Source organism: Pannonibacter indicus (genome assembly GCF_001418225.1).
GTDB classification, from domain to species: Bacteria; Pseudomonadota; Alphaproteobacteria; order Rhizobiales; family Stappiaceae; genus Pannonibacter; species Pannonibacter indicus.
The window spans coordinates 260,618-284,560 of the sequence record NZ_LIPT01000001.1 but is presented as its reverse complement, the minus strand read 5'-3'; the positions used below and the strand labels follow the sequence as shown (position 1 = coordinate 284,560).

Below are 23,943 nucleotides of genomic sequence, written 5' to 3'. Positions count from 1 at the left end.
GGAAAACTTGAGGGGCAAGGCGTCATGAGTGTGGAGACTGGTGAGGCCGGGCATGCGGCGCTTGAGGACAGGCTGGCGCGGCTGCAACGGGTGCCCGCGCGCAAGATTTCCGGCAAGACGGCCGAAGTGCTGCGAACGGCGAAGAAGTCAGACTTCGCAACGGTCCCCTGCGCGGCGCTGGATCTTGGCTTTGACGGCATCGAAGGTGACCGGCATGGCGGACGCACCCGGCGCTCGGGCGGGCGCGAGCCTTGGTATCCGCGCGGCACGGTGATGGTGAACGAGCGTCAGCTCTCCATCCTGTCTGTGGAGGAACTGGCGCTGATTGCCTCGCGGATGGAACTGGATGCGCTGCCCGCCGGCTGGATCGGCGGCAATGTGGTGACGCAATGCATCCCCAGCCTCAGCCTGCTGCCGCCACGCACCCGGCTCGTGTTCGAGAGCGGGGCTGTTTTGCGGGTGGATGGCTACAATTCACCCTGCCGGGCGGCTGGCCGGAAGATTGCGGAGCATGTGCCGGAGCGCGAAGGGCTCGATCTGCTGTTCCCGAAGACCGCGCAGTATCTGCGCGGCCTTGTCGCTTTCGTCGAACTGCCGGGGCGCATCCTGCCGGGCGATGCCATTACGGCGCATCTGCCGGAGCACTGGATCTATCCGGGCTGATTGGAGGGAAGGAGTTACTCCCCCTTCTCCAGGTGCTCGAAGCGCAGGCCGATGGCACTGCCTTGCGGGAAGCCTTCCCAGTAGGTGTGGTCCGCGTTGGGCTTGCCATCCGCATTCATCGACCAGACGCCATCTTCGGCATAGGGCATGAGCTTGAGATACTTGCCCTCGTCCGTCTTGCTCTTCAGATTAACGTCGAGAAAGGCGGTGGTGAAATGCTGGAGGATGTTGTTCATCCGCACGCTGTCCCACACCGGATCGGCATAATGCTGAAACGGCGGGAAGCCGATGGCCTCGCTGAAGGCGTAGCTTTCCGCCGGAGCGGGCATGGGAGCGGCGGCGTTGTGGCCCGCATTGACGAAAGTCAGCAGATAGCGGTCGGTGCCCTTGGCCTCCTGCCAGATCTTGCGGATGCCGTCACTGTAGCCGGAAATCTCGTCCTGATTGCCGCCCACGATCAGCGCCGGAACCCGCAAGCCGGCCAGACCGTCCGCATTCATGGCATTGGATTTGCGGGCCCAAGGGCCGACCGCGACAATGGCCTTGAGGCGCGGATCGACCAGCGCTTCATGGCTCTCGCTTCCGGCGAGATGGCGCTCAAGGAACGCGCCCTTGCCATCAGCCCATGAAGCCTCGCGGGCAAAATCGGCAAGGCCTGCGCCGCCGGAAATCAGCGTGCCGTAGCCGCCCATGGAATAACCGATGAGGCCGGTCCGCTCGGTGGACAGAAGCCCCTCCAGCGGGCCGCCCGGCGTCTTGCCCTGCTCTTCCATGGCGTTGAGCACGAACATCTGGTCCAGCGGACGGTTGACCAGTGTCGAGATGAAAGCGGCCCTGTTGTCATAGGTGGATTCGGTGTGGTCGATGGAGGCAACAACAAAGCCCTTGCTCGCAAGGTTCTCCGCCAGCGGGCTCATCAGGAAGCGGTTGCCCGGATAGCCGTGGGAGATGATGACCAGCGGATAGGGCGCGCCGCTCAGGTCCGGTTCGGCGGCGCGCGAGGCGCGGCCGCTGAGTTCGATCATCGTGCTGCCGTCCCGCATCATCGCCTTGAGCGGAGTGGGCTTTGCATCGGCGGCAGCCGGATAGAACACCTCGACCGTCAGCGGCCTGTCATAGAGGACAGGCTCCTTGCCGGGTTCCGAGTTCAGCACATCGATCTGACCCGGATTGGTCAGCTCGATGGTCGTCACGCCAACCCCATAGCTTCCATAGGCCGCAAGCACCGGGGCATCGGGGCGGATGATGTCTATTCTGTTTTCGGCCATTGCAGATCCAAAGGGAACGGCGAGGGAGAGAAGCAGCGGGGCCACTGCCAGCAAGTGCCTGATTTTCATGATGACCTCGAAGGAAATGCAAGCGTGAAAGTGTTCCGGATGCAACTTGTGCCGGGATAGTGCGGCCTCATTGTGCCCGTCCTGTGGCAACGAAAGGGCCGGGCCACGGGGACCCGGCCTTTTCGGCCAGAACGCTTGTTCTGTCCGTCAGGCGGCGCGGACGCCGCTGAGGAAGCTTTCCACCTCGGTGCGAAGCGCCAGCGCGTCGCGCGTCACCGCAGCTGCGGCCTGTTCCACACTGGCGGCGGCGCCACGGGTTTCACTGGCCGCGTGGGAGACTTCGAGGATGTTGTCCGTCACATCCTGCGTGCCGCGCGAGGCCTGCTCGACGTTGCGGGCGATTTCGCTGGTGGCCGCGCCCTGTTCCTCGACGGATGCCGAGATGGCCGCTGCAATGTGGTTCATCTCTTCCACTGTCTTGCCGATGGATTGCACCGCGTCCACGGCCACCCGCGTTTCCGACTGGATGGCCAAAATCTGCGTGGTGATTTCCTCGGTTGCCTTGGATGTCTGCGAGGCCAGTTCCTTCACCTCGGCCGCCACCACGGCAAAGCCACGGCCGGCTTCGCCGGCGCGCGCCGCCTCGATGGTGGCGTTCAGTGCAAGGAGGTTGGTCTGTTCGGCGATGGCGCGGATGAGGTCCACCACTTCGCCAATCTTGTTGGCTGCGTTGGCAAGGCCCTGGATCTGGCCGTCCGTGCGCCGTGCCTCATCCACCGCCTGCATGGCGATCTGCGAGGAACGGGAAACCTGCGACGCAATTTCGGAGATGGAAGAACTCAACTCTTCCGTGGCGGAGGCAACCGTCTGCACATTGGCGGCGGCCTGCTGGGCAGCAGAGGCAACGGCGGTCGAGCTGGAGTTGGTGCCTTCGGCAATGCGGGCCATGTTGCGGGCGCTGCCTTCCATGCTGGAGGCGGACTGGGTGACCGCCTGCAGAAGCGCTGCGGCGCTGGCATCGAAGCTGCGGGTCAGTTCCTCGATATGCATGGCGCGTGCCTCGCGCTGGGTCTGTTCTGCCGCCTGCGACTGCGCCAGATTACGGGCGCGGATCATCGTGTCACGGAAGATTTCCGTGGCCTCTGCCATATGGCCGATCTCGTCCTTGCGGCCGGTGCCGGGGATGGTAACGGTCATGTTGCCGTCGGCCAGCTGGCGCGTCACATTGGTGATGTCCTCCAGCGGGCGGGTGATGCTGTTGGAGAGGAGGAATGTGCCTGCGGCAATCGCCAGGATCAGCGGCACCATCCACATCAGCATCGTGAAGAGTTCCGAATAGAAGGCGGCGCTGATGTCGTCGATGTAGAGCGCGGATGTGATGGCCCACTGCCACGGGTCATAATTCATGGTGTAGGCAAGCTTGGGAGATGCCACCGTCTCATTCAGGCGCGGAAACAGGAATTCGGAGAAGCCGCCGCCCTTGCGCCCGGCTTCGATCTCGCCCTGAACAAAGAGATTGCCGGCAGGGTCCTTGGAGTTCCAAAGGTTCTTGCCTTCGACCGCTGCGCTTGGATGCGCCAGAATGAGGCCCTGATTGGCCGGGCTGGCATCGATGGCGAGGAAATAGTCATTGCCGTTGAAGCGCATGGTGCGCAGCACGGCCTTCGCGTTGGCCTGGGCCGTCTCCAGCGGCACACCGGCTGCCTTGGCTTCCTCGGCAATGGCCTTCACGACGCTCTGGGCCGTCTCCACCTGTGAGCGGATCAGATCGCGCCGGTCTTCGAGCATCGTGCTGCGCAGTGAAAAAATCTGTATTAGCCCGGTCAGTAAAACGGCACTGAGTGCCATCAGCGACAAAACGAGCATCTTCTGCTTGATCGTCATTCGTTCACCCTCGTGTGAAAGTTTTACGGATCAAAACATCAGAATCTTTACATGAAATTAATTGGAAGCTTTGCCATGTTTTGGGATTTTGTTTTTGAAGCTTGAAAAATACGCAGAGTTATTTTTGTTTATGGCGTCTTGTTTGAAGTATTTGGATTGACTTGATTGAGGGGTAGGGTGCATTCTTTTTATTTGTATGCAAACGAAAAAGATCACTGTCAGTCCTGTTGACGTGTCTCTCCATGATCTGCGCGGACGGGTGCCGCTGCGTCTGGAAAAATACCGATGATGGCGGCTTCCGGCAGTTCCGTGTCTTGTAGCTGTGCTTGCCTTGCGGGTTATGCGCAAGTTGTTCCGTAGCGCTCTTCTGTGCCGAGGCTCTGGCCCGGCGTGAGGAATCCCTGCTAGATCGGCGTCCGGAATGCGCCAAAGGGCGCGCCGGACTGTCCGGATGCTGCCGGGGCAGCGGAGATAACAGACAAAGGGGACTGATTGGCTGCCGATCCATCACATGATTTCCGGCGGACCGCGTCCTATGGCGCCGTTCTTCCATGCCGTCGAGGCTGATGGCTGGGTGTTCATCACCGGGCAGATGCCGGCAGATCCGGCTGCCCCGGATGCGCTGCTGCCGGAGGGGATTGCCGCCCAGACGGCGCGGGTGATGGAGAACCTGAAGCTCGTTCTGGCGGGCGTGGGGCTCGGGCTGGAGCATGTGACCATGGCCCGCGTCTATCTGACGGACTTCCATCGCGATTATGCGCTGATGAACGAGACCTACAGCCGCTATTTTGAACCGGGCAAGCTGCCCGCACGCACCTGCATCGGCGCAACCGGTCTCGCGGTTCATGCGCTGGTGGAAATCGATCCCGTTGCGCGGCGGCCGTGAAGCGTCAGTTCCCTGGCTCTTGATATGAGGCGGGGCTCAGTCCCCGTCTGCTTCGGTGATGCGCAGGCCGGAGCCCCAGTCTGCGAGCTGGTCATTGATATCATCCAGCACGAAATGCCGGGCCGAGTCCCGGTCGTAGCCTTCGGCAAGCAGGGTGTCATATTCGGTAGCGGTGTGGCGGATGTGGGAGGTGAGGGCCTGCTGCACGGCAATGGATGGCGGCAGGTGGCGCAGATGTCCTGTCATGGCACCGAACAAAACGGCCTGTGCGTCAAACAAGGGAATGCGCGGGGCCAGCTGGCGCAGCGCCTTGCGCATGTCTTTCTGCCGGCGTGTGCCTCCGGTCCGGGGCACCGCAGGTTCGGTTTCATCCGGCACCGGCCGTGTCTCCTGATCCTCAGTTCAGAGGCAGGGATACCACACCTTGCCGGGCTGCGGGTTGATGATAGTCCGTGTGTTCCAGCCATGCGGCTGCTTCTCTGGCGGGCATGGGCCGGGCAATCAGGTAGCCCTGGATATACCGGCAGCCAAGGCTGTGCAGCCGGTCGCGCTGGGCTTCTATCTCGATGCCTTCCACCACACAGTCGAGGGACATGGAGCGGCACAGGGCAATGATCGACGAGACGATGCCCTGGCCGCTCGGATCATTGATGCCTGAAACGAAACTCTTGTCGATCTTCACCCGGTCGATCGGCAGCCGGTGCAGATAGCCAAGGCTCGAATAGCCGGTGCCGAAATCATCGAGAGCCAGCCTTGCGCCTGTCTGGCGGAGCAGGCGCATGGACTGCTCGGCGCTCTCGTAGCTGCGCATCACCGCCGTTTCCGTGATCTCGAATATCAGCCGGTGCGGCTGGATGCTGCTGCGCCCCAGCAGTGCGAGCAAGGAGAGCACCGTTTCCTTGCTGGTGATGTCGTGGGCCGACAGGTTGAAGGACAGGGAGAGATGCGGTGGCAATTGGCTCATCGCTGCCAGCGCCTTGCCAAAAAGCGAGATGGTGAGGCGCCGCATCAGGCCTGAGCGCTCCGCCTGCGGGATGAACTGATCTGGCGGGACCTGACCGAGAAGGGGGCTGTGCCAGCGGGCGAGCGCTTCAAAACCGGTGATGCTGCCTTTCTGCAGGTCGAGGATCGGCTGCAGAAAGACCTCGAATTCCTCTTCAAGATCTGCGCCTTGCAGGGCGCTCTCGATTGCCCGGTCAGAGCGGATCTGTCTTTCATGTTCCACGGAATAAAGCGTTGCCTGACCGCGCCGTCCGGTCTTGGAGTTGTAAAGCGCGTAGTCAGAACGGTCGAACAGTTCGTGGACCGTGCGCCCGGCATCCGGGAAAACCGCGAGGCCGCAGGAGCAGCCAATCCGGACAAAAATTCCCTCAATTTCATAAGGGGTTGCGATGATGTCGCAGATCGCTTGGCCAAGCGCCTCCAGATCCTCAGCCGGAGCCTCGATGATCATGCCGAACTCGTCGCCGCCCAGGCGGCTGATCTGAAGCCGGGTGCCGCTGCTGACCAGTCCCTTCAGCCGGTCACCCGCTTCTGCGAGCAGAAGGTCGCCAAAATGGTGGCCATAGGTGTCGTTCACCGGCTTGAACCGGTCAAGGTCAAGGACGCCGACAGCAAAGCTGGTGTGCGTTGAGGAGGCGTCCTGGATGCGCTTTTGCAGGGCAGAAAAGAAATGGCGGCGGTTCGGCAGGCCGGTGAGTACATCCGTATGGGCGAGGATGGCGTTTTCCTCGCTCAGCCGCTCGGTCTCCTGCTGCTTCTGCGCCAGCGCCCGCTGCGCCTGGATCACGTTGGTGAAGGCCTTGTGGCCATTGAACAGCACCTGGATCAGCACAAGGCTGACGAGGAAAATATTCATCGAGATGGCGTGAAAGACCGTCAGATCAAGGCGGCTGTAGTAGACAATGTAGGGCACTGTCACCAGCGCCATCACCAGAAGCGCGGCCTGAGGCAGATTCATCAGGCAGAAGATGCAACCGACCACTGTGATGGCGATGAAGAGAGCGACATGTCCGCGCTCCAGCGGTCCGCCATAGCTGTCGAGGGTCAGCGACCAGGTCACATATGCAAGCGCCAGAACGCCACTCAGAAAGAGGGTCCGGCGCAGCTGGTAAAGAGCTTCCTCCGGCGACACGGCATCGGCAGACCGGCGCAGCCAGGCCACGGCCCGCACTGAACAGATGATGAAAAGCGGGAGGGGCAGCCAGATCGTCAGATACTCCGGGGCCAGACCGTAATGTGTAAAAGACACGGCGCCCGCGTTGACCATCAGCAAGGCATAGAGAAGCGGCACCTGCCGGCGCAGTTCCCTGAACTGCGCCGGCAGGATTTCCGGTTGCTGGCCTGACAAAGTCATCCAGTCAAGAAATCGGTGCATCGTTGTCACTCTTCGAACTCTCATCTTCTCCAGAGTTTGAGGTCAAAGTAATAACCTGCATTTAACATGCCCTAGCGTTTTTTGCGATGATATCGCAAGGGTACATTCATTTTCGGTGGCGGCATTTCTTTAGGATTGTTGAATTTCGGCGTGATCTTTCCATTACCGGAAAAGAAGGGGCAGGCTTCGTTGCTGCCGGTTTTCTTCGCGCTGCAGCAATTCGCGAACTTTCTGGGGAAGTGTAATGTCGTCAAGGAATTCGGGGGGCAAGTCACGCAGTTGCGGATGGCACCCGCATCTGCCGGCCGGACGCGTGATGTGCCTTGCAGCAAAAACGGAAAGGGTGCTGGCAAACTGGAAAACGCGATCAAGGAACATGGCTGACCCTGTAAAGAAAGTTTTTTCTTTCTAAATTGAATTCCGGAATATGAAAAGTGAAATCTTTTTATATGGCCGGTCCCGTGCTATGTTCAGCCCATGTCAGACAGAACCCGCACCCGTATTCTCAACGCCCTGAAGGCTGGCGGCCCGCAGACTGCGGCGGAACTCGCCGCATCGCTCTCCGTCACGCCTGTTGCCGTGCGCCAGCACCTCGACGGGCTGCTGCAGGAGGAACTGGTTGACTTCGAAGACATGAAGGGGGCCGTGGGCCGTCCGCGCCGCGTCTGGGCGCTGAGTGCTGCCGGCCATGCCCGTTTTCCGGACAACCATTCGGCCCTGATCCTGTCGTTGCTCTCCGGCCTGCGGGAGCTTTACGGCGCGCAAGGGGTAGAGGACCTGATTGCCTTCCGCGAGAAGGAAATGCAGGCAGCTTACGAAAAGGAACTGACTGGAGCTTCAGCGCTGTCCGACCGGTTGTCCTGTCTTGCGGATCTGCGCAACCGGGAGGGCTATATGGCTGAAGTCGAGCGGGACGCGGACGGCAGCTGGCTTTTTATCGAGAACCATTGCTCCATCTGCGCGGCGGCGTCCGTTTGCCAGGGGCTTTGCCGGTCGGAACTGTCGCTCTTTGCCAGTGTCCTCGGGCCGCAGGCCGAAATTGAGCGCTGCGAGCATCTGCTGTCCGGCGGACGGCGTTGTGTCTACCGCATTCGCGAGCGGGCTGCTGCCTGAGGGAGTGCCTAACTAATTTCCAGCGGTGTTGAAGCCACGCCAAGCCCGCTGAGCGTGACCGCCAGAGTATCCCGCAGACTTTCGAAATCCTTGCGCCGTGGGGATGTGCGCCGCCAGGCCAGGCCCACCATGCGGGCAGGCTGGGGATCCTGAAAGCGGAGCAGGGCAACGCGGTCGTCGCGCACCTCCACATCCGCGCAGATTTCCGGCAGCAGGGTGACGCCATAACCGGCGGCGACCATCTGCATCACCGTGGCAAGGCTGGTCGCACCCAGCGAGGACCGGCGGCCGGAGGTGACGATCTGGCAGTAGTTGAGCGCCTGGTCGCGCAGGCAATGCCCTTCCTCCAGCAGCAGCAGTTCCTCCTGCCGGATCTCGTCAATGCCGATCCGCCGCCGCTCGTCGAGATCGGGCGTGTTGCGCACCGCCAGAAGGAAGCGGTCTTCAAAGAGGGGCAGGGTGGTCAGTTCCGGCTGGCCGAGGGGCAGCGCGGCGATGATGGCGTCCAGTTCTCCGGCCATCAATTCCTGCACCAGCACATCCGTCAGGGTCTCGCGCAAGGTCAGCCGCAGGTCCGGATGGCCGCTCTGCAGCTTGGGCAGGACGCGGGGCAGAAGATAGGGCGCGATCGAAGGGATGATGCCAAGACGCAGTGGCCCGGTGAGAGGCTGGCCCCGGTGGCGGGCGTAGTCCATCAGATCGCGCACATCGGCGAGGATGCGCCGCCCGCGCCGCACCACTTCCTCGCCCTCCGGCGTCAGCCGGGCAAGGCCGGAGCGCCGCTCGACCAGCATGACGCCCAGGCTTTCCTCCAGCTCCTTGATCTGCATGGACAGGGCAGGCTGGGTGACGGCGACGGCCTCCGCCGCCTTGCGGAAATGCAGGTGGGTGGCGAGGGCGTCGAGATAGCGAAGCTGGCGGAGTGAGATCATATGATCAGTTTATCTTATTTAAAAGCCGAATCAATCCTATTGGACCTGATGTCCGGTTTCCGCCAGCATGGCTCTGTGAGTAGTTTCCAGCTACTGGTGCCAGACTGGGCGGTTCTTTTGGGGCCGCCCATTTTTTTATTTGATCAATAAATTACGCTACGTAATTTTCCTCCCGTACCCCCGTTTGGCAAGCTTCGCGCAAGCTTCGCAGGCTGGTGTGGTCGGGTGCTTTGGTTCTCTTCAGCTTCAAATTGTTGAAGTAACAAAGAAAAATTAGTTTATTAAAATTTTAAACGATAGCTGGTAAAACATACTTAGAGAATACGTTTTGGCGTTACTCTTATCTTCAAGAATCGCTATTAGAGTGCTGGCGTGTCCTCGAATGTGGGTTGAGAGATGACAGAAGCGTTGCAGACGGAGCTTGTGAATTTTGGCGGACTATCGTCCGAAGCCAGCGCAGACCGGAAGGCGGAACTCGCCCGTCATGTTGCCGTACTCTTCTCTCTGACCTCAGACAAATGCTCCGACGAACAGGTCGACATATATGACACGGTCCTGTTGCGGCTGGTGAACATGGTGGAAGTGGAGGTCCGGCGCTTTGTGGCCGAGCGGCTGGCGGAGCTTCGCAGGGGGCCCGAGCGCACCATCCGCCAGCTGGCTGGCGATGAGATCGAAGTCGCCGAAACTCTGCTGCGCCGTTCCAGTGTGCTGAAGGATCCCGAACTCGCCGGGATTGCCGATGTCAACAGTAATGCCCACCGCCTTGCCATCGCCCAGCGTGAAGTTCTGTCCGAGGAAGTCACCGACGTTCTGGTCCGCCGCGGTGACATCCGCGTCAAGCGCCGCGTCGCCGCCAACCCGGGGGCCGCGTTCTCGCTGGAAGGGTTCGAGGGGCTGCTGGATGCTGCGGCTGAGGACCATGCCCTGCAGCTGGCGCTGAGCGAGCGCCGCGATCTTGCCGATGCGCATATCGCCCGGCTGGTGGAAGTGGCCACCGAATCCGTCCGCCAGAAGCTGGTGATTGCCGGTGCGCTGGCCGATGCGGAGCAGCTGCCGCAGGCCGCCCGCATTCCCGAACAGCGCATGTCGAATGACTACTGGCTGAGCCGCTACGACTTTGAAGCGGCGCGCACCCGGGTGCTGACCATGATGCGCGACGGGCGCCTCAACGAGAGCAGCCTGCGCTGGCTGGCAGCCGATGACCGGTTTGCCGAAGCCGTGGTGGCTTTCGCCTCCCTGACCAAGGTCAGCGTCACCGAGGCCAGCAACTGGATGGTCCGCCTTGAGGTGGAGCCTTTCCTCATCGTCGCCAAGGCCAACAATCTGTCGTCACTGACGGTGGCGACCCTGCTGAAGGCCGGCCCCTGGCGCCACCGGCTCACGGTTCAGGCCCGCGCGCAGGCGCTGGCGCGCTTCGACGCCATGCGGGTTGAGGACGCCCGTCAGCGCTTTGCCCTGCGGTCCGATCTTCCTGCAGACTGAGTTTCTACAGCGCCTCAAGCTGACCTGGCCCGGCTCGAAGAGATCCGGGCCTTTTTCCAGGATTTGGCGGAAGAGCCAAAGCTTGAACACGGACGTGACCCGTGCCCGCATCTAGCCGTTTGCGGAGCAGAATAACGAGTCGCCAGAATCACTTGGCCGGGGCAGCTGATGCTCTGAGTCCGGTGCTTCATTTTATCCCTCACATGAAGCCTTTCTTCACCTTGTGCCGGAACATGAGGCGTCTCAGGGCTTGCACGTGCGTCTGGTGTGGTATAAAGATATCTTTATATGAAGAAGCGCCGAGTGCGGCGGTATGGTGTGGACGGCATGAGCGGCGATCAGCATCTCTCCATCGAAGACCTGTTGTCGGGCCTGAGGGCGGCCGGTGAGCCGAGCCGTCTGCGGCTTCTGGCGCTGCTTGCCCGCAGCGAGCTGACGGTGAAGGATGCGACGGCAATTCTCGGTCAGAGCCAGCCGCGCATCTCCCGGCATCTTAAACTGTTGGCAGAGGCAGGCCTCGTGCGCCGCTATCCGGAAGGTTCCTGGGTGTTCTACCGGCTGGCGGAGGACGCTGCCGGGGATCTGGCCCGTGATCTTGTCGCCCGGCTCACGCCTTCCGATGATGTGCTGGAAGCCGATGCGGCCCGCTTTGACGGCCTGCGCAAGGCCAAGGCGGAAGAGGCGGCTGCCTATTTCGCCGCCAAGGCGCAGGTGTGGGATCAGGAGCGCTCGCTGCATGTGGCCGAGCGCGATGTGGAAGCAGCGATGCTCCGGGCGCTGGGCAACAAGCCGTTCCAGTCTTTCCTTGACCTTGGCACCGGTACCGGCCGTCTGCTCGAGCTGTTTGCCCCGCTTTACACCACGGCGCTGGGCGTCGATGCCTCGCATGACATGCTCGCCGTTGCCCGTGCCAATCTTGCGGAGCAGGGGTTGACGCAGGCGCAGGTGCGCCATGGCGATATCTATGCCCTCAATGTGCCGCCGGCTTCCTTTGATCTGGTGGCGTTGCATCAGGTGCTGCATTTCCTGGACGATCCGGCCCGTGCCCTGGCGGAGGCTGCCCGTGCGCTGCGCCCCGGCGGGCGGCTGATGATCGTCGATTTTGCTCCGCATGAGCTTGAGTTCCTGCGCGAGGAGCATGCCCACCGCCGTCTCGGCTTCTCCCGCGAGCAGATGGGCCGCTGGCTGCAGGGGCTTGGGCTCGACGTGGAAGACGTCACAGATCTTGTGCCTGCATCTGCAGGCAATCATTCAGCACTGACTGTCACCCTGTGGCTGGCGCGCGACCCGAGGGTCGTGACGGACCTGCCGCACGCCGATCTAACCCGCGAGGTTGCGTAACATGTCCACTTCCACCGACGCCCGCCGTTCGCACAGCAGCGAGAGCGCACCGGTCAAGGTGTCCTTCGAGTTCTTCCCGCCGAAGACGGACAAGATGGAAGCGACCCTGTGGTCAACCATCCAGAAGCTTGAGACCCTGTCGCCCTCCTTCGTATCGGTCACCTATGGCGCGGGCGGCTCCACCCGCGAGCGGACCCACCACACGGTTGAGCGCATTCTCAAGGAAACGCCGATGCTGCCGGCGGCGCACCTGACTTGCGTCGGTGCTTCGCGCGCCGAAGTGGACGCCGTGGTGCAGGACTACTGGGATCTTGGCGTGCGCCACCTCGTGGCCCTGCGCGGCGATCCGCAGCAGGGCATCGGCACGGCTTATGTGCCGCGTGAAGACGGCTATGCCTATGCCAGCGATCTGGTGGCCGGGATCAAGGCGATCGGTGATTTCGAGGTTTCCGTCTCCGGCTATCCGGAACGCCATCCTGAAAGCAAGGACTGGCAGACCGAGATCGACAATCTGAAGCGCAAGATTGATGCCGGCGCGAGCCGCGTCATCACCCAGTATTTCTTCGACAACAACCTGTTCGAGGCCTATCTGGAGCGTATCGCCAAGGCGGGCCTGTCCATTCCGGTGGTGCCGGGCATCCTGCCGATCCTGAACTTCGATCAGGTGGTGAAGTTCTCGTCGGGCTGCGGAACCACCATTCCGGACTGGCTCTCCCGGCGCTTTGCCGGCCTTGATGATGACGCTGAAACCCGCAAGCTCGTCGGCGCTGCCGTTGCCTATGAGCAGGTGATGGATCTCGTCGACCGCGGCATCAGCGACTTCCACTTCTACACCATGAACCGCGCCGAACTGACCTTCGCCCTCTGCCACATGCTGGGGCTGGGGCAGGGGGAGACCGCGCGCCAGGTGGCGTGAGGGCCTGGCCCGCAGTGAGGCATTTGCTTTGTCTTGAGGTCTCTCCGCTCCCCTTCCCCTGACGGGCAGGGTAAGGGCGGGGGGCTCTGAGCCTGAAAGTGTCTGCGGCTCAGGTTTCCTGACTAGACTTGTGAGGGGGCGGTGGAGATTTTCAAACTTCGTTCCGGGAGGAGAAGGTTCTCCGCTTACCATGGGAAGGGGGTAAGACGCCGGGAAATCGAAACGAAACTGCCACCCTCCGCCATGACCTTAACGGTTTCAGACGGGATGTGTGCATGTGGTAGACCTCGAACATGAGCCTGACCGCTTGCCGGGAAGGGCAGTTTTGAACATGTCGGGCGCGGAGCTTCAGGCCTGCGCCGGACGGGAATGATCTTCAGGTCCGCGTGGCGGACCTTTTGTGTGACAGGAACCGGATCACATCCATGCTGAAGAAGTCTGACGTTTTCGACCGCCTCCACGCTGCCGCCGCCAAGCGCATTCTTGTGCTGGATGGCGCCATGGGTACGGAGATCCAGACGCTGAAGCTGGATGAGGCGGCCTTCCGGGGGAGCCGCTTTGCCGATTGGCCGCAGGACCTCAAGGGCAACAACGATCTCCTGAGCCTCACACGCCCGGATGATATCCGCGCCATCCATGTGTCCTATCTGGAGGCCGGGGCGGATATCGTTGAAACCAACACCTTCTCCTCCACCACCATCGCCCAGGCCGACTACGGCATGGAGGCGCTGGCCTATGAGCTGAATTTCGAGAGCGCCCGGCTGGCCCGCGAGGCCTGCGATCTGGTGGGCGCGAAAGACCCGTCGCGTCCGCGCTTCGTCGCTGGTGCCATCGGCCCGACCAACCGCACCGCTTCCATCTCGCCGGATGTGAACAATCCCGGCTACCGGGCCGTGAGCTTCGACGATCTTCGCAAGGCCTATGCGGAGGCCGCACGCGGTCTGATCGACGGCGGCGCAGACATCATGCTGGTCGAGACCATCTTCGACACGCTCAATGCCAAGGCCGCGCTCTTTGCCATTGATGAGGTGTTCGAGGAAAAGGGCGTCCGCCTGCCGGTGATGATCTCAGGCACGATCACCGACCTTTCGGGCCGCACCCTGTCCGGCCAGACGGCGGAAGCCTTCTGGTATTCCGTCCGCCACTCGCAGCCCTTCTCCATCGGCCTCAACTGCGCGCTGGGTGCCAAGGAGATGCGCGCCCATGTGGCGGATCTTGCCCGTATTTCCGATACGCTGGTCTGCGCCTATCCGAACGCGGGCCTGCCCAACGAGTTTGGCGAATATGACGAGAGCCCGGAGCATATGGCGGGACTCGTGGGCGAGTTTGCCGCCTCCGGCCTCGTCAATATCGTCGGCGGCTGTTGCGGCACGACACCGGCGCATATCCGCGCCATTGCTGAAGCCGTGGCTGACAAGGCGCCGCGCGTGCTGCCAGATGTGCCGCGCCTGATGCGCCTGTCCGGCCTTGAGCCCTTCGTGCTGACGCCGGAAATCAACTTCGTCAACGTCGGCGAGCGCACCAACGTCACCGGTTCCGCACGCTTCCGCAAGCTGGTGAAGGAAGGAAACTATTCGGCTGCGCTGGATGTGGCCCGCCAGCAGTTGGAGAGCGGCGCGCAGATCATCGACGTGAACATGGACGAAGGGCTTCTGGATTCGGAAGCCGCCATGGTCACCTTCCTGAACCTCATTGCTGCCGAGCCGGATATCGCCCGCGTTCCCGTCATGATCGACAGCTCCAAGTGGAGCGTGATCGAGGCGGGCCTCAAATGCGTGCAGGGCAAGCCCATCGTCAATTCCATCTCGCTGAAGGAAGGCGAGGAGGCGTTTCTGGCGCAGGCCAAGCTTGTCCGCCGCTATGGCGCGGCCGTCGTGGTGATGGCCTTTGACGAGAAGGGGCAGGCCGACACCTTCGAGCGCAAGACCGAAATTTGTGCCCGCTCCTACAAGCTGCTGACGGAAAAGGCCGGTTTTGCGCCGGAAGACATCATCTTCGATCCCAACATCTTTGCGGTGGCCACCGGCATCGAAGAACACAACAACTACGGCGTCGATTTCATCGAGGCGGCGGGCTGGATCCGTGAGAACCTTCCCCATGCCCATGTGTCGGGCGGCGTGTCGAACCTCTCCTTCTCCTTCCGTGGAAACGAGGGCGTGCGCGAGGCGATGCATTCGGTGTTCCTCTACCACGCCATCAAGCGCGGCATGGACATGGGCATCGTCAACGCCGGTCAGCTCGCCATCTATGACGACCTCGACAAGGAACTGCGGGACCTGTGCGAGGACGTGGTGCTCAACCGCTCGCCGGAAGCGACCGACCGCATGCTGGAGGCGGCCGAGCGCTGGAAAGGCGAGGGCGGCAAGAAGAAAGAAGCCGATCTCAGCTGGCGCGAATGGCCTGTCGCCAAGCGGCTGGAGCATGCGCTCGTCAACGGCATCGACGACTACGTGGTTGAGGATACCGAAGCTGCCCGCCAGACCGTGGAGCGTCCGCTCCATGTGATCGAAGGGCCGCTGATGGACGGCATGAACGTGGTGGGTGACCTCTTCGGCGCGGGCAAGATGTTCCTGCCGCAGGTGGTGAAGTCCGCCCGCGTGATGAAGAAGGCCGTGGCCTATCTGATGCCCTTCATGGAAGAGGAAAAGCGCCTCTCCGGCCTTGAGGGCTCGTCTTCTGCGGGCAAGATCCTGATGGCGACGGTGAAGGGCGATGTGCATGACATCGGCAAGAACATCGTCGGCGTCGTGCTCCAGTGCAACAATTTCGATGTGATCGACCTCGGCGTCATGGTGCCTGCGGCAAAGATCCTGGAGACGGCCAAGGCGGAGAAGGTGGACATCATCGGCCTGTCCGGCCTCATCACTCCGTCTCTGGACGAGATGTGCCACGTGGCTGCCGAACTGGAACGCGAGGGGCTGGATGTGCCGCTGCTGATCGGCGGAGCAACCACCAGCCGCATCCATACGGCGGTGAAGATCCACCCGAACTATGCCCGGGGACAGGCGATCTACGTGACCGATGCGGGCCGTGCCGTGGGTGTTGCCTCGCGCCTCATGAGCGAAGGCCAGCGCGATCCCTATTACGCCGAGATCCGCAAGGAGTATGCGGAGATTGCAGAAGCGCATGCCAATGCCCGCGGCTCCGGCGCGCGCGTGTCCATTGCCGATGCCCGTGCCAATGCCTTCATCTGCGACTTCACCCGCAAGCCGCAGGCGCCGCGCAAACCCGGCATCACCCGCTTCGACAATTTCCCGCTGGAAGAGCTGGTGCCGGTGATCGACTGGACGCCCTTCTTCTCCACCTGGGAGATCAAGGGCCGCTATCCGGCTGTGCTGACGGACAACCGCTATGGCCCGGCGGCCAAGGCACTCTACGATGATGCCCGGCGCATGCTGGACGAGATCGTGGAAGGCAAGCTGCTGACGGCGCGCGGCGTTGCGGGCTTGTGGCCTGCACAGGCGCGCGGCGATGATATTCTGATCTTCGGCAGCGAGGACCGCACGAGCCCGATCGCTACCTTCTACACCCTGCGCCAGCAGATGGCCCGCACGGCCGGCGGGCGCGCCAATGTGGCCCTGTCCGACTTCGTGGCGCCGGAAGGCTCCGGCATTGCCGACTGGGTGGGCGGCTTTGCCGTCACCACCGGTCACGGCGAGGATGAGCTTGCCGCCCGCTACGCCAAGGCGGGCGATGACTACAACAAGATCCTCAGCCAGGCGCTGGCCGACCGCCTTGCGGAAGCCTTTGCCGAGAAGCTGCACCAGATCGTCCGCAAGGACCTGTGGGGCTATGCGGCGGATGAGACCCTCAGCAATGAGGATCTGATCGAGGAGAAGTATCAGGGCATCCGCCCTGCCCCGGGCTATCCGGCCCAGCCGGACCACACCGAAAAGCGCACGCTGTTCGATCTGCTCGGCGCGGAAGAGGCGACCGGCATCAACCTGACGGAAAGCTACGCCATGTGGCCGGGCTCTTCCGTCTCCGGCCTCTACTTCAGCCACCCGGACAGCCATTATTTCGGCGTCGGCAAGATTGAGCGTGATCAGGTGGAAGACTACGCGCAGCGCAAGGGCTGGGACCTGGCCTATGCCGAGCGCTGGCTCGCCCCGATCCTCAACTACGACCCCCGCCGCCGCGCTGCGGCTGAGTGAGGCACGGCATCTGAGGGGCAGGCGGCACCACTTTGCTGCCTGCCCCTTTGCGTTTTCAGCGGCCGCTGGACGATTCGCCCACAGCGATGAAGGAGAAGCTGCGGTTTTGCGGTGCGCCATTCGAGGCGCCGGTGATGGCTGTGGCGCTGGCGGCGGTGAGGTAGGGGAAGACCACGTTGTCGAGCGGGCTTTCGCTCATGGTGCCCCACATCACCTGCGAGCCGGTGATGGCCGGCAGACCGGAAAAATTGCCGTTGAACGAGATCTGGTAGATCCCCGGCCCTTCGTTGATGACGGCGAAATCATAGTCTCCCTCACCGCCGCTGCCGGATGCGATGGTGCCGTTGGCGTTCACGACGCCCCAAATCGTAGTCATGGAATTGCTCCTTGTCAGAGGTGACTGGCAAGAAGGAGGACGCAGCGCGGAGGGCGGTGTGAACCTGTCATACCAAGGTTTTCGGACGCTGACGGATCACGCCTTGAAATTGCTCGGCCGAAGCTTCGAGTGCGGCGGCTTCAGGCCGGAGGTTCACGATGACCCGAACAGACTGTTCACCAGCTGTGGCCTAGTTCTCCGGGGGGGGGCGGGTTTATGTGTAGGCCGACGAACAACCGGTGCTTCACCTCCCCGGCACCTCATCTCGAAGGAGAGCTTTCATGTCCAAGACCATTCTCAAGATTGACGCTTCCGCCCGCAAGGCAGGCTCTGCGACCCGCGATCTCACCGAAAAGCTGGTGAACGGCCTTGCGGCCAAGATCGCTGGCGCCAAGACCGTGACCCGCGATGTGTCCGCCGGCTTCCCGCTGGTTGACGAAGAATGGATCGGCGCCAACTTCACCGATCCGGCAGCCCGCACCGATGAACAGAAGGCAAAGCTTGCCCTGTCCGACAGCCTCGTTGCCGAACTGAAGGCTGCTGACGTGATCGTCATCGCCGCTCCGGTCTACAATTTCGGCATTCCGGCCTCGCTGAAGTCCTGGATCGATCTGGTGGCCCGCGCCCGCGAAACCTTCCAGTACACCGAAGCTGGTCCGGAAGGCCTGCTGAAGGGCAAGAAGGCCTATATCGTTGCAGCTTCTGGCGGCACACCGGTCGGCTCGTCCTATGACTATGCCACCACCTATCTGCGTCACGTCTTCGGCTTCCTCGGCATCACCGATGTGGAAGTCGTGGCGGCCGACAAGCTGGCCATGGACGCTGAGGGCAGCATCAAGGCTGCGAACGAGGCCATCGACGCTCTCGTCGCCAAGGCCGCCTGAGTTCAGGCAAAACTTTAACCCAAGACAGAGTTCCGCAGCCGCCCGAAAGGGCGGCTGTGTTGTGTCAGGGCCGCGCCTCTGATCCGGGCGGCCGGTCTGCTGTCCCGGCATCCGGAGGTCCTGACAGGATACCCGCTCCCGATGAGCCTGCGTCATCGGGAGGTGCTCAAGCCCGTGCGGCGCTTGAGCACCTTCAAGCAGCGATGCGTCAGCGTCTCGGCGCCTTGATATAAAACGCCCGCCGGATCATCACCCTGCGGGCGCTCCACTGGATCCCTGATATTTTCTGGTTACGCTTTTCCAGCGCGGCTGCCGGTTGCTCCGGCCTGCCGGATTTCCATCTGATGCATATCGTCTACCCAGCCAGCATCAGATCTGCAGTCCTCCAGGTCTCCTACAGTGCGCCGATCACAATGGCGCCCAGGAAGACGAAAGCTGCACAGACTGCTATCACGTCAAGATTGCGGACAATCGACATTGTTTTGCCTCCCGATGTCCTTTCCTGCACGTTCATTAATGTAGGCAAGGTGGCCGCCTGCGCAAAGCAGAAAATGTGCTGCACTGCAAAAGCCGTTGCGTATTTTCTCTGATTCAAAGATATAACCCGTTGATTACGCGCATGAATGGCAGTTCTTGTCTGGCTGGGACTGCCTGCCGGGACCGTAGTCCTGCCTATAGGCTGTGCATGGCGCTGAGGAGCGCTGGCGCAGTGTTTGGCAAGGGGACAGGGCCGATTTATCAAGACACAGGTGCGGCGAGATAAATATTTGTGGTTGAAAATCTATTTGTAAGAATTATCATCGGCTTAATAAAAAGGTAACAAGTTCTGCAAAATGTAGTTTCTTGATCTGATGCATGCTTTGGGCGGGCAAAAATGCAAAATTTCGGCAGGCTGGCGGAACTTGCGAGGGATAACACCCCGGAAGGCCGGCGTGCGCTCGTCGATGCGGTGACGGACATGTTCATGACCGCCGCATCCGATCAGGTCGACCATATCAGCCTGCTGTTTGGCGATATCGTGCTCAAGGTGATCGGCAAGCTTGAGGAAGAAGCCCGCATGGCGCTGGCCGTGCGCATCTGCGAGGCTGAGGCGGCCCCGCGCGACTTGATCATGTCGCTTGCAGCAGACCGGATTAACGTTGCTGCGCCGGTTCTGGCCGGTTCACCGGTTTTGACCACCGATGATCTTGTGTCCCTTGCCGAGACTGGCAGCATGGATCATCTGGGCGTCATCGCAGACCGGCGGCCCCTGAACGAGGCGGTGACAAGTGTCATCGTAAGCCGGGGAAACACCGAGGTTCTGGCAACGGTCGCCGGCAACGAGCAGGCCCGGTTCACCGCCAATGTCTTTGAAATGCTCTTGGAAAAGGCCCGGCATCATCCGATGATCCAGGAAGCACTGATCGGCCGCGAGGATCTTCCGGCCGAGGGCGCCCGCAATCTCGTTCCCTACCTCTCCGAGGAACTGAAGAAGCGTATCCTTGATCTGGGGGGAGATGGAACGCTGGTGCAGATCCTGGCGGAGCGGGCCGCGCAGGAGGTGCAGGCTCAGGTGCGTGATCTGGGCAGCGCCCAGTCGCGTGCGAAGATGCTGATCGATGATATGAAAGCCCGCCGCCGCCCGATTGACGATGCGGTCAACCAGTTTTCCAAGACGGACCGTCCTGTGGACCTTGCCCATCTGCTGGCGGAGGTAAGTGAACTGCCCACGGCGATGGTGGCCCGGGTGGTCTTCAACACGGATGATGCGCCGCTGATCATCCTGTGCCGCGCCAACGGGGTGACGGACAATGCCTACAAGAACATCGTCAAGCTGCGGGCCCAGCGGCTGAAGATGAGCGGTCAGGAGATCAACGATGCCTTCCTGCGCTATGGCCGTATGCAGAGGGCTGAAGCGATGCGCGCGCTCGCCGTGATCCGGGAGCGCGCGAAAAAGGCGTCCTGACGAGGGGCGTGACGTCTTGGATCAGGCTGCAGCCCGGCGCAGGGCGGCCGTCATGGCCGCAGCGCCAATCAGCAGGGAACCGCCAAGCCGGTTGAGGGCTTTCATCAGCGAGGGCTTGCGGATCTGCTTGCGCAGCGCAGAGGCGGCGAGCGCATAAACGCCCGCGTTCAAGGCGCCCAGCACCACGAAGGTCACGCCCATCAGCACCAGCTGCGGCGCCACAGGGGCGGCAGGGGCGATGAAATGCGGCAGGAAAGCGATGAAGAAGGCGATGCCCTTCGGATTGAGGCTCGTCACCACATAGGTGTTCCAGAAGATCTTGCGCGGCTCCATGGCGGGTGCTGCCGCATTAATCTGGTCCGTTGCAGGAATGAACGGCGGCTGCCGCCACATCTTGATGCCGAGCCACAGCAGATAGAGCGCGCCGGCCCATTTCAGCATGGTGAAAGCGGTAGCGGAGGCGGCCAGAACAGCGCCGAGGCCCAGCAGCGAGGCGGTGGCCGCTGTTGCATCTCCCAGGGCGACACCCAGGACGCAGGCTCCGGCCGATTTGCGGCCATGCGACAGGGCGTAGCTGATCACCAGCAGGATGGTTGGCCCGGGGATGGCGAGCACAACGAGAGTGGCCGCCACATAGGCGATGTAGAGTTCAATCGTCATTCCACAATCCTTCCCAAACATGCCCGGCTTCCGCCAGCGGGAGAAGCCAGCCACGGCGCATGGCACTTTGCAAGTTGGATTGTGGGGCTGACGGCCGTCTGACAGAAAAAAGAAAGGGAGCCCGCAGTGTGGGCTCCCTCCGGGGATTGGGCTGACGGTCCGTGTTATACCGCCTCCCGATGAGCTTGATTCATCAAGAGCCGGTCAAGCCCGTGCGGCGCCTGAGCAACTTCAAGGTGCGATGCGTCAGCATCGGAAGCCTTGGTATTACTGGCAGAAGCGCTGCTCGCCGCCATGGGTCGTGAAGGTGCCCGTGCGCGGATTGAAGCTGCGGTAGCGCGAGCTGCAGTAGTCGTACCAGGCCGGGCTCCATGGCAGATAGCCGGGCGATGCCTGAGGTGCGCCATAGACCGGTGCGCCATAGACCGGGCCAGGAGCGGGAATGGGAGCATGAGCCGGCGGGTAATAGGCCGGGGGAGGCATGGAGGCGCTGGCGCTGCCGCTCATGGTGCCCAGAAGGATGGCTCCGGCGGCAAGGCCGATCACACCGGCAGCAAGGGCTGCGTCCGTGTTGTTGCGCTTGCGGCCGCGCTCCTCGTGCCGGTCCCGGCCCCGCTCAACCCGGTTGCGGTCTTCCCAGCCCCGGTCGTAGCCGCGGTCATATCCGCGCTCAAAGCCGCGGCCATGGCCCCAGCCGCCGTGCCGGTCACCCCAGCCGCCCGCTTGCGCGCCGGTTGCCAGCGGCGCCAGCAGACTGGCCGAAAGGGCAGCAGTCAGAATGCGCTTGGTCAGGGTGTTCATCTTCCGTCTCCTTTGAGTGAGGGGGCTCGATCCGTGTGGCCCGTTCCTCTGTGTTCCGATGGTGCCAATTTGCCATGGGGGGACTGAATGCACTCTGAGATGCCCGTTCATCTGCCATTCATGTTGGCAACGGCTGCAGCGGCAGCTTTACGGAAGGGCCGGGGCTGTCTTTTTGGCGGCCGGGCGGATAGAATGGCGGGGAGGGAGATTGCTGTTCGGAGAACTCTGGTGACTGAAGCCGGAAAGGAAAAAGCTCTTCTTCAAGAGGTGGATGATGAGGTGCGCCGTCAGGCCCGCTCACTGCTGCGCCTCGCACGCCATGCCGCCCTCGGTGTTCTGGAGGTGGGGACCGGCCATCCGCTGGTCTCGCGGGTGACACCTGTTGCCGCCATGGATGGAACGCCGGTCGTGCTTGCCTCAAAGCTCGCGGCTCACAAGCCGGCCATGCTGGCAGACGGCCGCTGCTCGCTGCTTGTGGGAGAACCCGGCAAGGGCGATCCGCTGGCCCATCCGCGCATGACGGTGATGGCCGTGGCGCGGGAGATTGAACGCGGCTCGCCGGATCATGACGAGGCCCGCCGCCGCCATCTTGCCCGCCATCCCAAGGCCGGGCTTTACCTGGACTTTCCGGATATGAGCTTCTTCCGGCTGGAGGTGGCAAGGGCCAGCCTCAACGGCGGCTTCGGCAAGGCCCATGCGCTGAGTGCGGCAGATCTCGTGCTGGCGGCGGATCTTTGTGCGCCGCTGTCCGGCTGGGAGGCTGGTGCTGTCGCCCACATGAATGAGGACCACGCGGATGCGCTTGCCCTTTATGCGCAGGTTCTGTGCGGTCAGCCCAGGGCGAACTGGCGGCTGACGGGCCTTGATCCCGAGGGGCTCGATCTTGCGGCCGGTGACCGCGTCTGCCGCCTGTGGTTCGACACACCGCTGACGGAGCCCAAGGCCCTGCGTGAGAAGCTGGTGGAGCTTGCCAAAGCGGCGCGGGCGAAGGCGCCGGCCTGAAGGCCTGCCATGGCTGTGAGGCCTTCTGAAATCTGACATGACTGTTGCGTAAGTTTTGCAATTCCCGCCTAAATTGCTTTCCTTCAGGGCAAGGGAGGTGCTTATGACAGACAACAGGATCCAGAGTTTCAAGGTGACGTGCTGGAACATCGAGCATGCGGACAAGCTGCTCGATGATCTGGAGGCCGCCTCAGACGGCGTCCGGGAGGAAGCCGAGGCCCGCCTTGCCGCAGTGCGCGACGAGATCACCGCCCTTGCGGCCGATGTGCTGATGATCAGCGAGGGACCGAATGGAGAGGACCGGGCGAAGCGCTTTTTCGAGAGGGCGGCACCCGGCTACAGGCTTGTCACGCGCGGCTCCGATGACCGCAGGACCTATGGCATGCAAGGCACGGATGCGGTGACCGGCCGCCAGTGGATCTGGTTCCTGCTGCGGGACATTCCCGGCCTTTCCGGTTCACTGCTTCATCTGGACCAGTGGAAGCGCCTGACCGAGGCCAATTCCGGCGGAGAACACAGGGCTGGAAGCTGGGATGTCGCCTTTCCGGAGTTCCGGGACGGCCAGCTCCTGTTCCGCATCACCCGCAATCACAGCCACTGGCGCCATCCGCAGGTGCTGCTGGCCAATGTGGATGGGGTGAGCATCGAATTCATCGGCTGTCATCTCAAGAGCAAGATTACCCGCACTTCCGGCAGGGGTGACGTGACGGATGCCGCCTTCTTCGACAACAATCCGGGGCTTGTGGCTGACCTGATCAACTCCCGCGTCAGGATCACGACTGAGTGCACGGATGTCCGGCACTATATCGATGCCCGCTTTGCCGCAGATGCAAGCGCGCCGCTGATCGTGCTGGGCGATCTGAATGACGGGCCGGGCAAGGAGCGGATCGAGCGCCGGTTCCTCTATCACGACCTGATCAGCACGCTGCAGGGCGAAATCTTCTTTGCCCGCCGGTTCCTCAATCACGCCCTGTTTGACGCACCGGAGGAGGAACGCTGGTCGGTTTTCTTCCGCGACAGGCTTGATCCCGGCCGCAGTCCGCGGATCCTGCTGGATCACATCCTGTTCAGCCAGACCTTCACCGGCAACCGTCAGGTAACGGCAAACAGCTTCCGGGCGCGGCAGGCGGGAGGGCTGGTGGAGCATGACGTCCATCACGCCATTACGGGAACGCGGCCAGCCTTTGCGATGACAAGCGATCACAAGCCGGTCTCGATGCATTTCGACCGGCGGACTCCAGCCTGAAACT

At 62.2% G+C, this 23,943-nt stretch carries 20 protein-coding genes; 12 read left to right on the top strand and 8 right to left on the bottom strand.

What is annotated here, in order from left to right:
- Positions 1-24 precede the first annotated feature (24 nt).
- Complete coding sequence (locus ASC48_RS01235; RefSeq protein WP_055454007.1) at positions 25-663, top strand: MOSC domain-containing protein; 639 nt, start codon at positions 25-27, stop codon at positions 661-663.
- 14 nt (positions 664-677) lie between these two features.
- On the opposite strand, the gene ASC48_RS01230 is transcribed toward ASC48_RS01235, so the two are convergent.
- A complete protein-coding gene (locus ASC48_RS01230) occupies positions 678-1,931 on the bottom strand; it encodes an alpha/beta hydrolase family protein (RefSeq protein ID WP_082439953.1) in 1,254 nt (417 codons plus the stop codon).
- A 216-nt stretch (positions 1,932-2,147) separates the two neighbouring features.
- Positions 2,148-3,824: a methyl-accepting chemotaxis protein gene (locus ASC48_RS01225; RefSeq protein WP_055454006.1), complete on the bottom strand. Its 1,677-nt coding sequence runs from the start codon at positions 3,822-3,824 to the stop codon at positions 2,148-2,150.
- A gap of 511 nt (positions 3,825-4,335) precedes the next feature.
- On the opposite strand from ASC48_RS01225, the gene ASC48_RS01220 reads away from it, so the two are divergent.
- Positions 4,336-4,710, top strand: coding sequence for a RidA family protein (locus tag ASC48_RS01220; protein ID WP_055454005.1), 375 nt, complete (start codon positions 4,336-4,338; stop codon positions 4,708-4,710).
- Positions 4,711-4,746: 36 nt separating this feature from the next.
- On the opposite strand, the gene ASC48_RS01215 is transcribed toward ASC48_RS01220, so the two are convergent.
- Positions 4,747-5,028, bottom strand: a complete 282-nt coding sequence (locus tag ASC48_RS01215) for a DUF2293 domain-containing protein (protein WP_208975487.1) — start codon at positions 5,026-5,028, stop codon at positions 4,747-4,749.
- 79 nt (positions 5,029-5,107) lie between these two features.
- Positions 5,108-7,087 (bottom strand): putative bifunctional diguanylate cyclase/phosphodiesterase, encoded by a 1,980-nt coding sequence (locus ASC48_RS01210; RefSeq protein WP_208975486.1) that lies wholly within the window; start codon positions 7,085-7,087, stop codon positions 5,108-5,110.
- A 135-nt stretch (positions 7,088-7,222) separates the two neighbouring features.
- Between ASC48_RS01210 and ASC48_RS01205 the strand changes: the two genes are divergently transcribed.
- Together ASC48_RS01205 and ASC48_RS01200 are read left to right on the top strand one after the other, a co-directional pair.
- Entirely contained in the window at positions 7,223-7,471 is a 249-nt protein-coding gene (locus tag ASC48_RS01205) for a hypothetical protein (protein WP_055454003.1), read from the top strand.
- Positions 7,472-7,564: 93 nt separating this feature from the next.
- Positions 7,565-8,200: a helix-turn-helix transcriptional regulator gene (locus ASC48_RS01200; RefSeq protein WP_055454002.1), complete on the top strand. Its 636-nt coding sequence runs from the start codon at positions 7,565-7,567 to the stop codon at positions 8,198-8,200.
- 8 nt (positions 8,201-8,208) lie between these two features.
- On the opposite strand, the gene ASC48_RS01195 is transcribed toward ASC48_RS01200, so the two are convergent.
- Positions 8,209-9,132: a LysR substrate-binding domain-containing protein gene (locus ASC48_RS01195; protein WP_055454001.1), complete on the bottom strand. Its 924-nt coding sequence runs from the start codon at positions 9,130-9,132 to the stop codon at positions 8,209-8,211.
- A gap of 396 nt (positions 9,133-9,528) precedes the next feature.
- Between ASC48_RS01195 and ASC48_RS01190 the strand changes: the two genes are divergently transcribed.
- The 4 genes from ASC48_RS01190 (at position 9,529) to metH (ending at position 17,025) form a co-directional block, all read left to right on the top strand.
- Positions 9,529-10,614, top strand: coding sequence for a DUF2336 domain-containing protein (locus ASC48_RS01190; RefSeq protein ID WP_055454000.1), 1,086 nt, complete (start codon positions 9,529-9,531; stop codon positions 10,612-10,614).
- Between the two features lie 327 nt (positions 10,615-10,941).
- Positions 10,942-11,955, top strand: a complete 1,014-nt coding sequence (locus tag ASC48_RS01185; protein ID WP_055453999.1) for an ArsR/SmtB family transcription factor — start codon at positions 10,942-10,944, stop codon at positions 11,953-11,955.
- A 1-nt stretch (position 11,956) separates the two neighbouring features.
- Complete coding sequence (metF, locus tag ASC48_RS01180; RefSeq protein ID WP_055453998.1) at positions 11,957-12,871, top strand: methylenetetrahydrofolate reductase [NAD(P)H]; 915 nt, start codon at positions 11,957-11,959, stop codon at positions 12,869-12,871.
- Between the two features lie 425 nt (positions 12,872-13,296).
- A complete protein-coding gene (gene metH / locus ASC48_RS01175) occupies positions 13,297-17,025 on the top strand; it encodes a methionine synthase (RefSeq protein ID WP_208975485.1) in 3,729 nt (1,242 codons plus the stop codon).
- 55 nt (positions 17,026-17,080) lie between these two features.
- Here metH and ASC48_RS01170 read toward each other — a convergent pair whose 3' ends face one another.
- Entirely contained in the window at positions 17,081-17,401 is a 321-nt protein-coding gene (locus ASC48_RS01170; RefSeq protein ID WP_208975484.1) for a hypothetical protein, read from the bottom strand.
- Between the two features lie 281 nt (positions 17,402-17,682).
- Here ASC48_RS01170 and ASC48_RS01165 point away from each other — a divergent pair, with 281 nt between their 5' ends.
- A complete protein-coding gene (locus tag ASC48_RS01165) occupies positions 17,683-18,285 on the top strand; it encodes an FMN-dependent NADH-azoreductase (protein WP_055453997.1) in 603 nt (200 codons plus the stop codon).
- Between the two features lie 874 nt (positions 18,286-19,159).
- Entirely contained in the window at positions 19,160-20,230 is a 1,071-nt protein-coding gene (locus tag ASC48_RS01160) for a DUF2336 domain-containing protein (protein ID WP_055453996.1), read from the top strand.
- 21 nt (positions 20,231-20,251) lie between these two features.
- Here ASC48_RS01160 and ASC48_RS01155 read toward each other — a convergent pair whose 3' ends face one another.
- Together ASC48_RS01155 and ASC48_RS01150 are read right to left on the bottom strand one after the other, a co-directional pair.
- Positions 20,252-20,890 carry a LysE family translocator gene (locus ASC48_RS01155; protein WP_055453995.1) on the bottom strand — a complete coding sequence of 213 codons (639 nt, stop codon included), beginning with the start codon at positions 20,888-20,890 and terminating at the stop codon, positions 20,252-20,254.
- A gap of 267 nt (positions 20,891-21,157) precedes the next feature.
- Complete coding sequence (locus tag ASC48_RS01150; protein WP_055453994.1) at positions 21,158-21,691, bottom strand: BA14K family protein; 534 nt, start codon at positions 21,689-21,691, stop codon at positions 21,158-21,160.
- A gap of 228 nt (positions 21,692-21,919) precedes the next feature.
- On the opposite strand from ASC48_RS01150, the gene ASC48_RS01145 reads away from it, so the two are divergent.
- A complete protein-coding gene (locus ASC48_RS01145) occupies positions 21,920-22,693 on the top strand; it encodes a HugZ family pyridoxamine 5'-phosphate oxidase (protein ID WP_082439930.1) in 774 nt (257 codons plus the stop codon).
- Positions 22,694-22,796: 103 nt separating this feature from the next.
- A complete protein-coding gene (locus ASC48_RS01140) occupies positions 22,797-23,939 on the top strand; it encodes an endonuclease/exonuclease/phosphatase (protein ID WP_055453992.1) in 1,143 nt (380 codons plus the stop codon).
- Positions 23,940-23,943 lie beyond the last annotated feature (4 nt).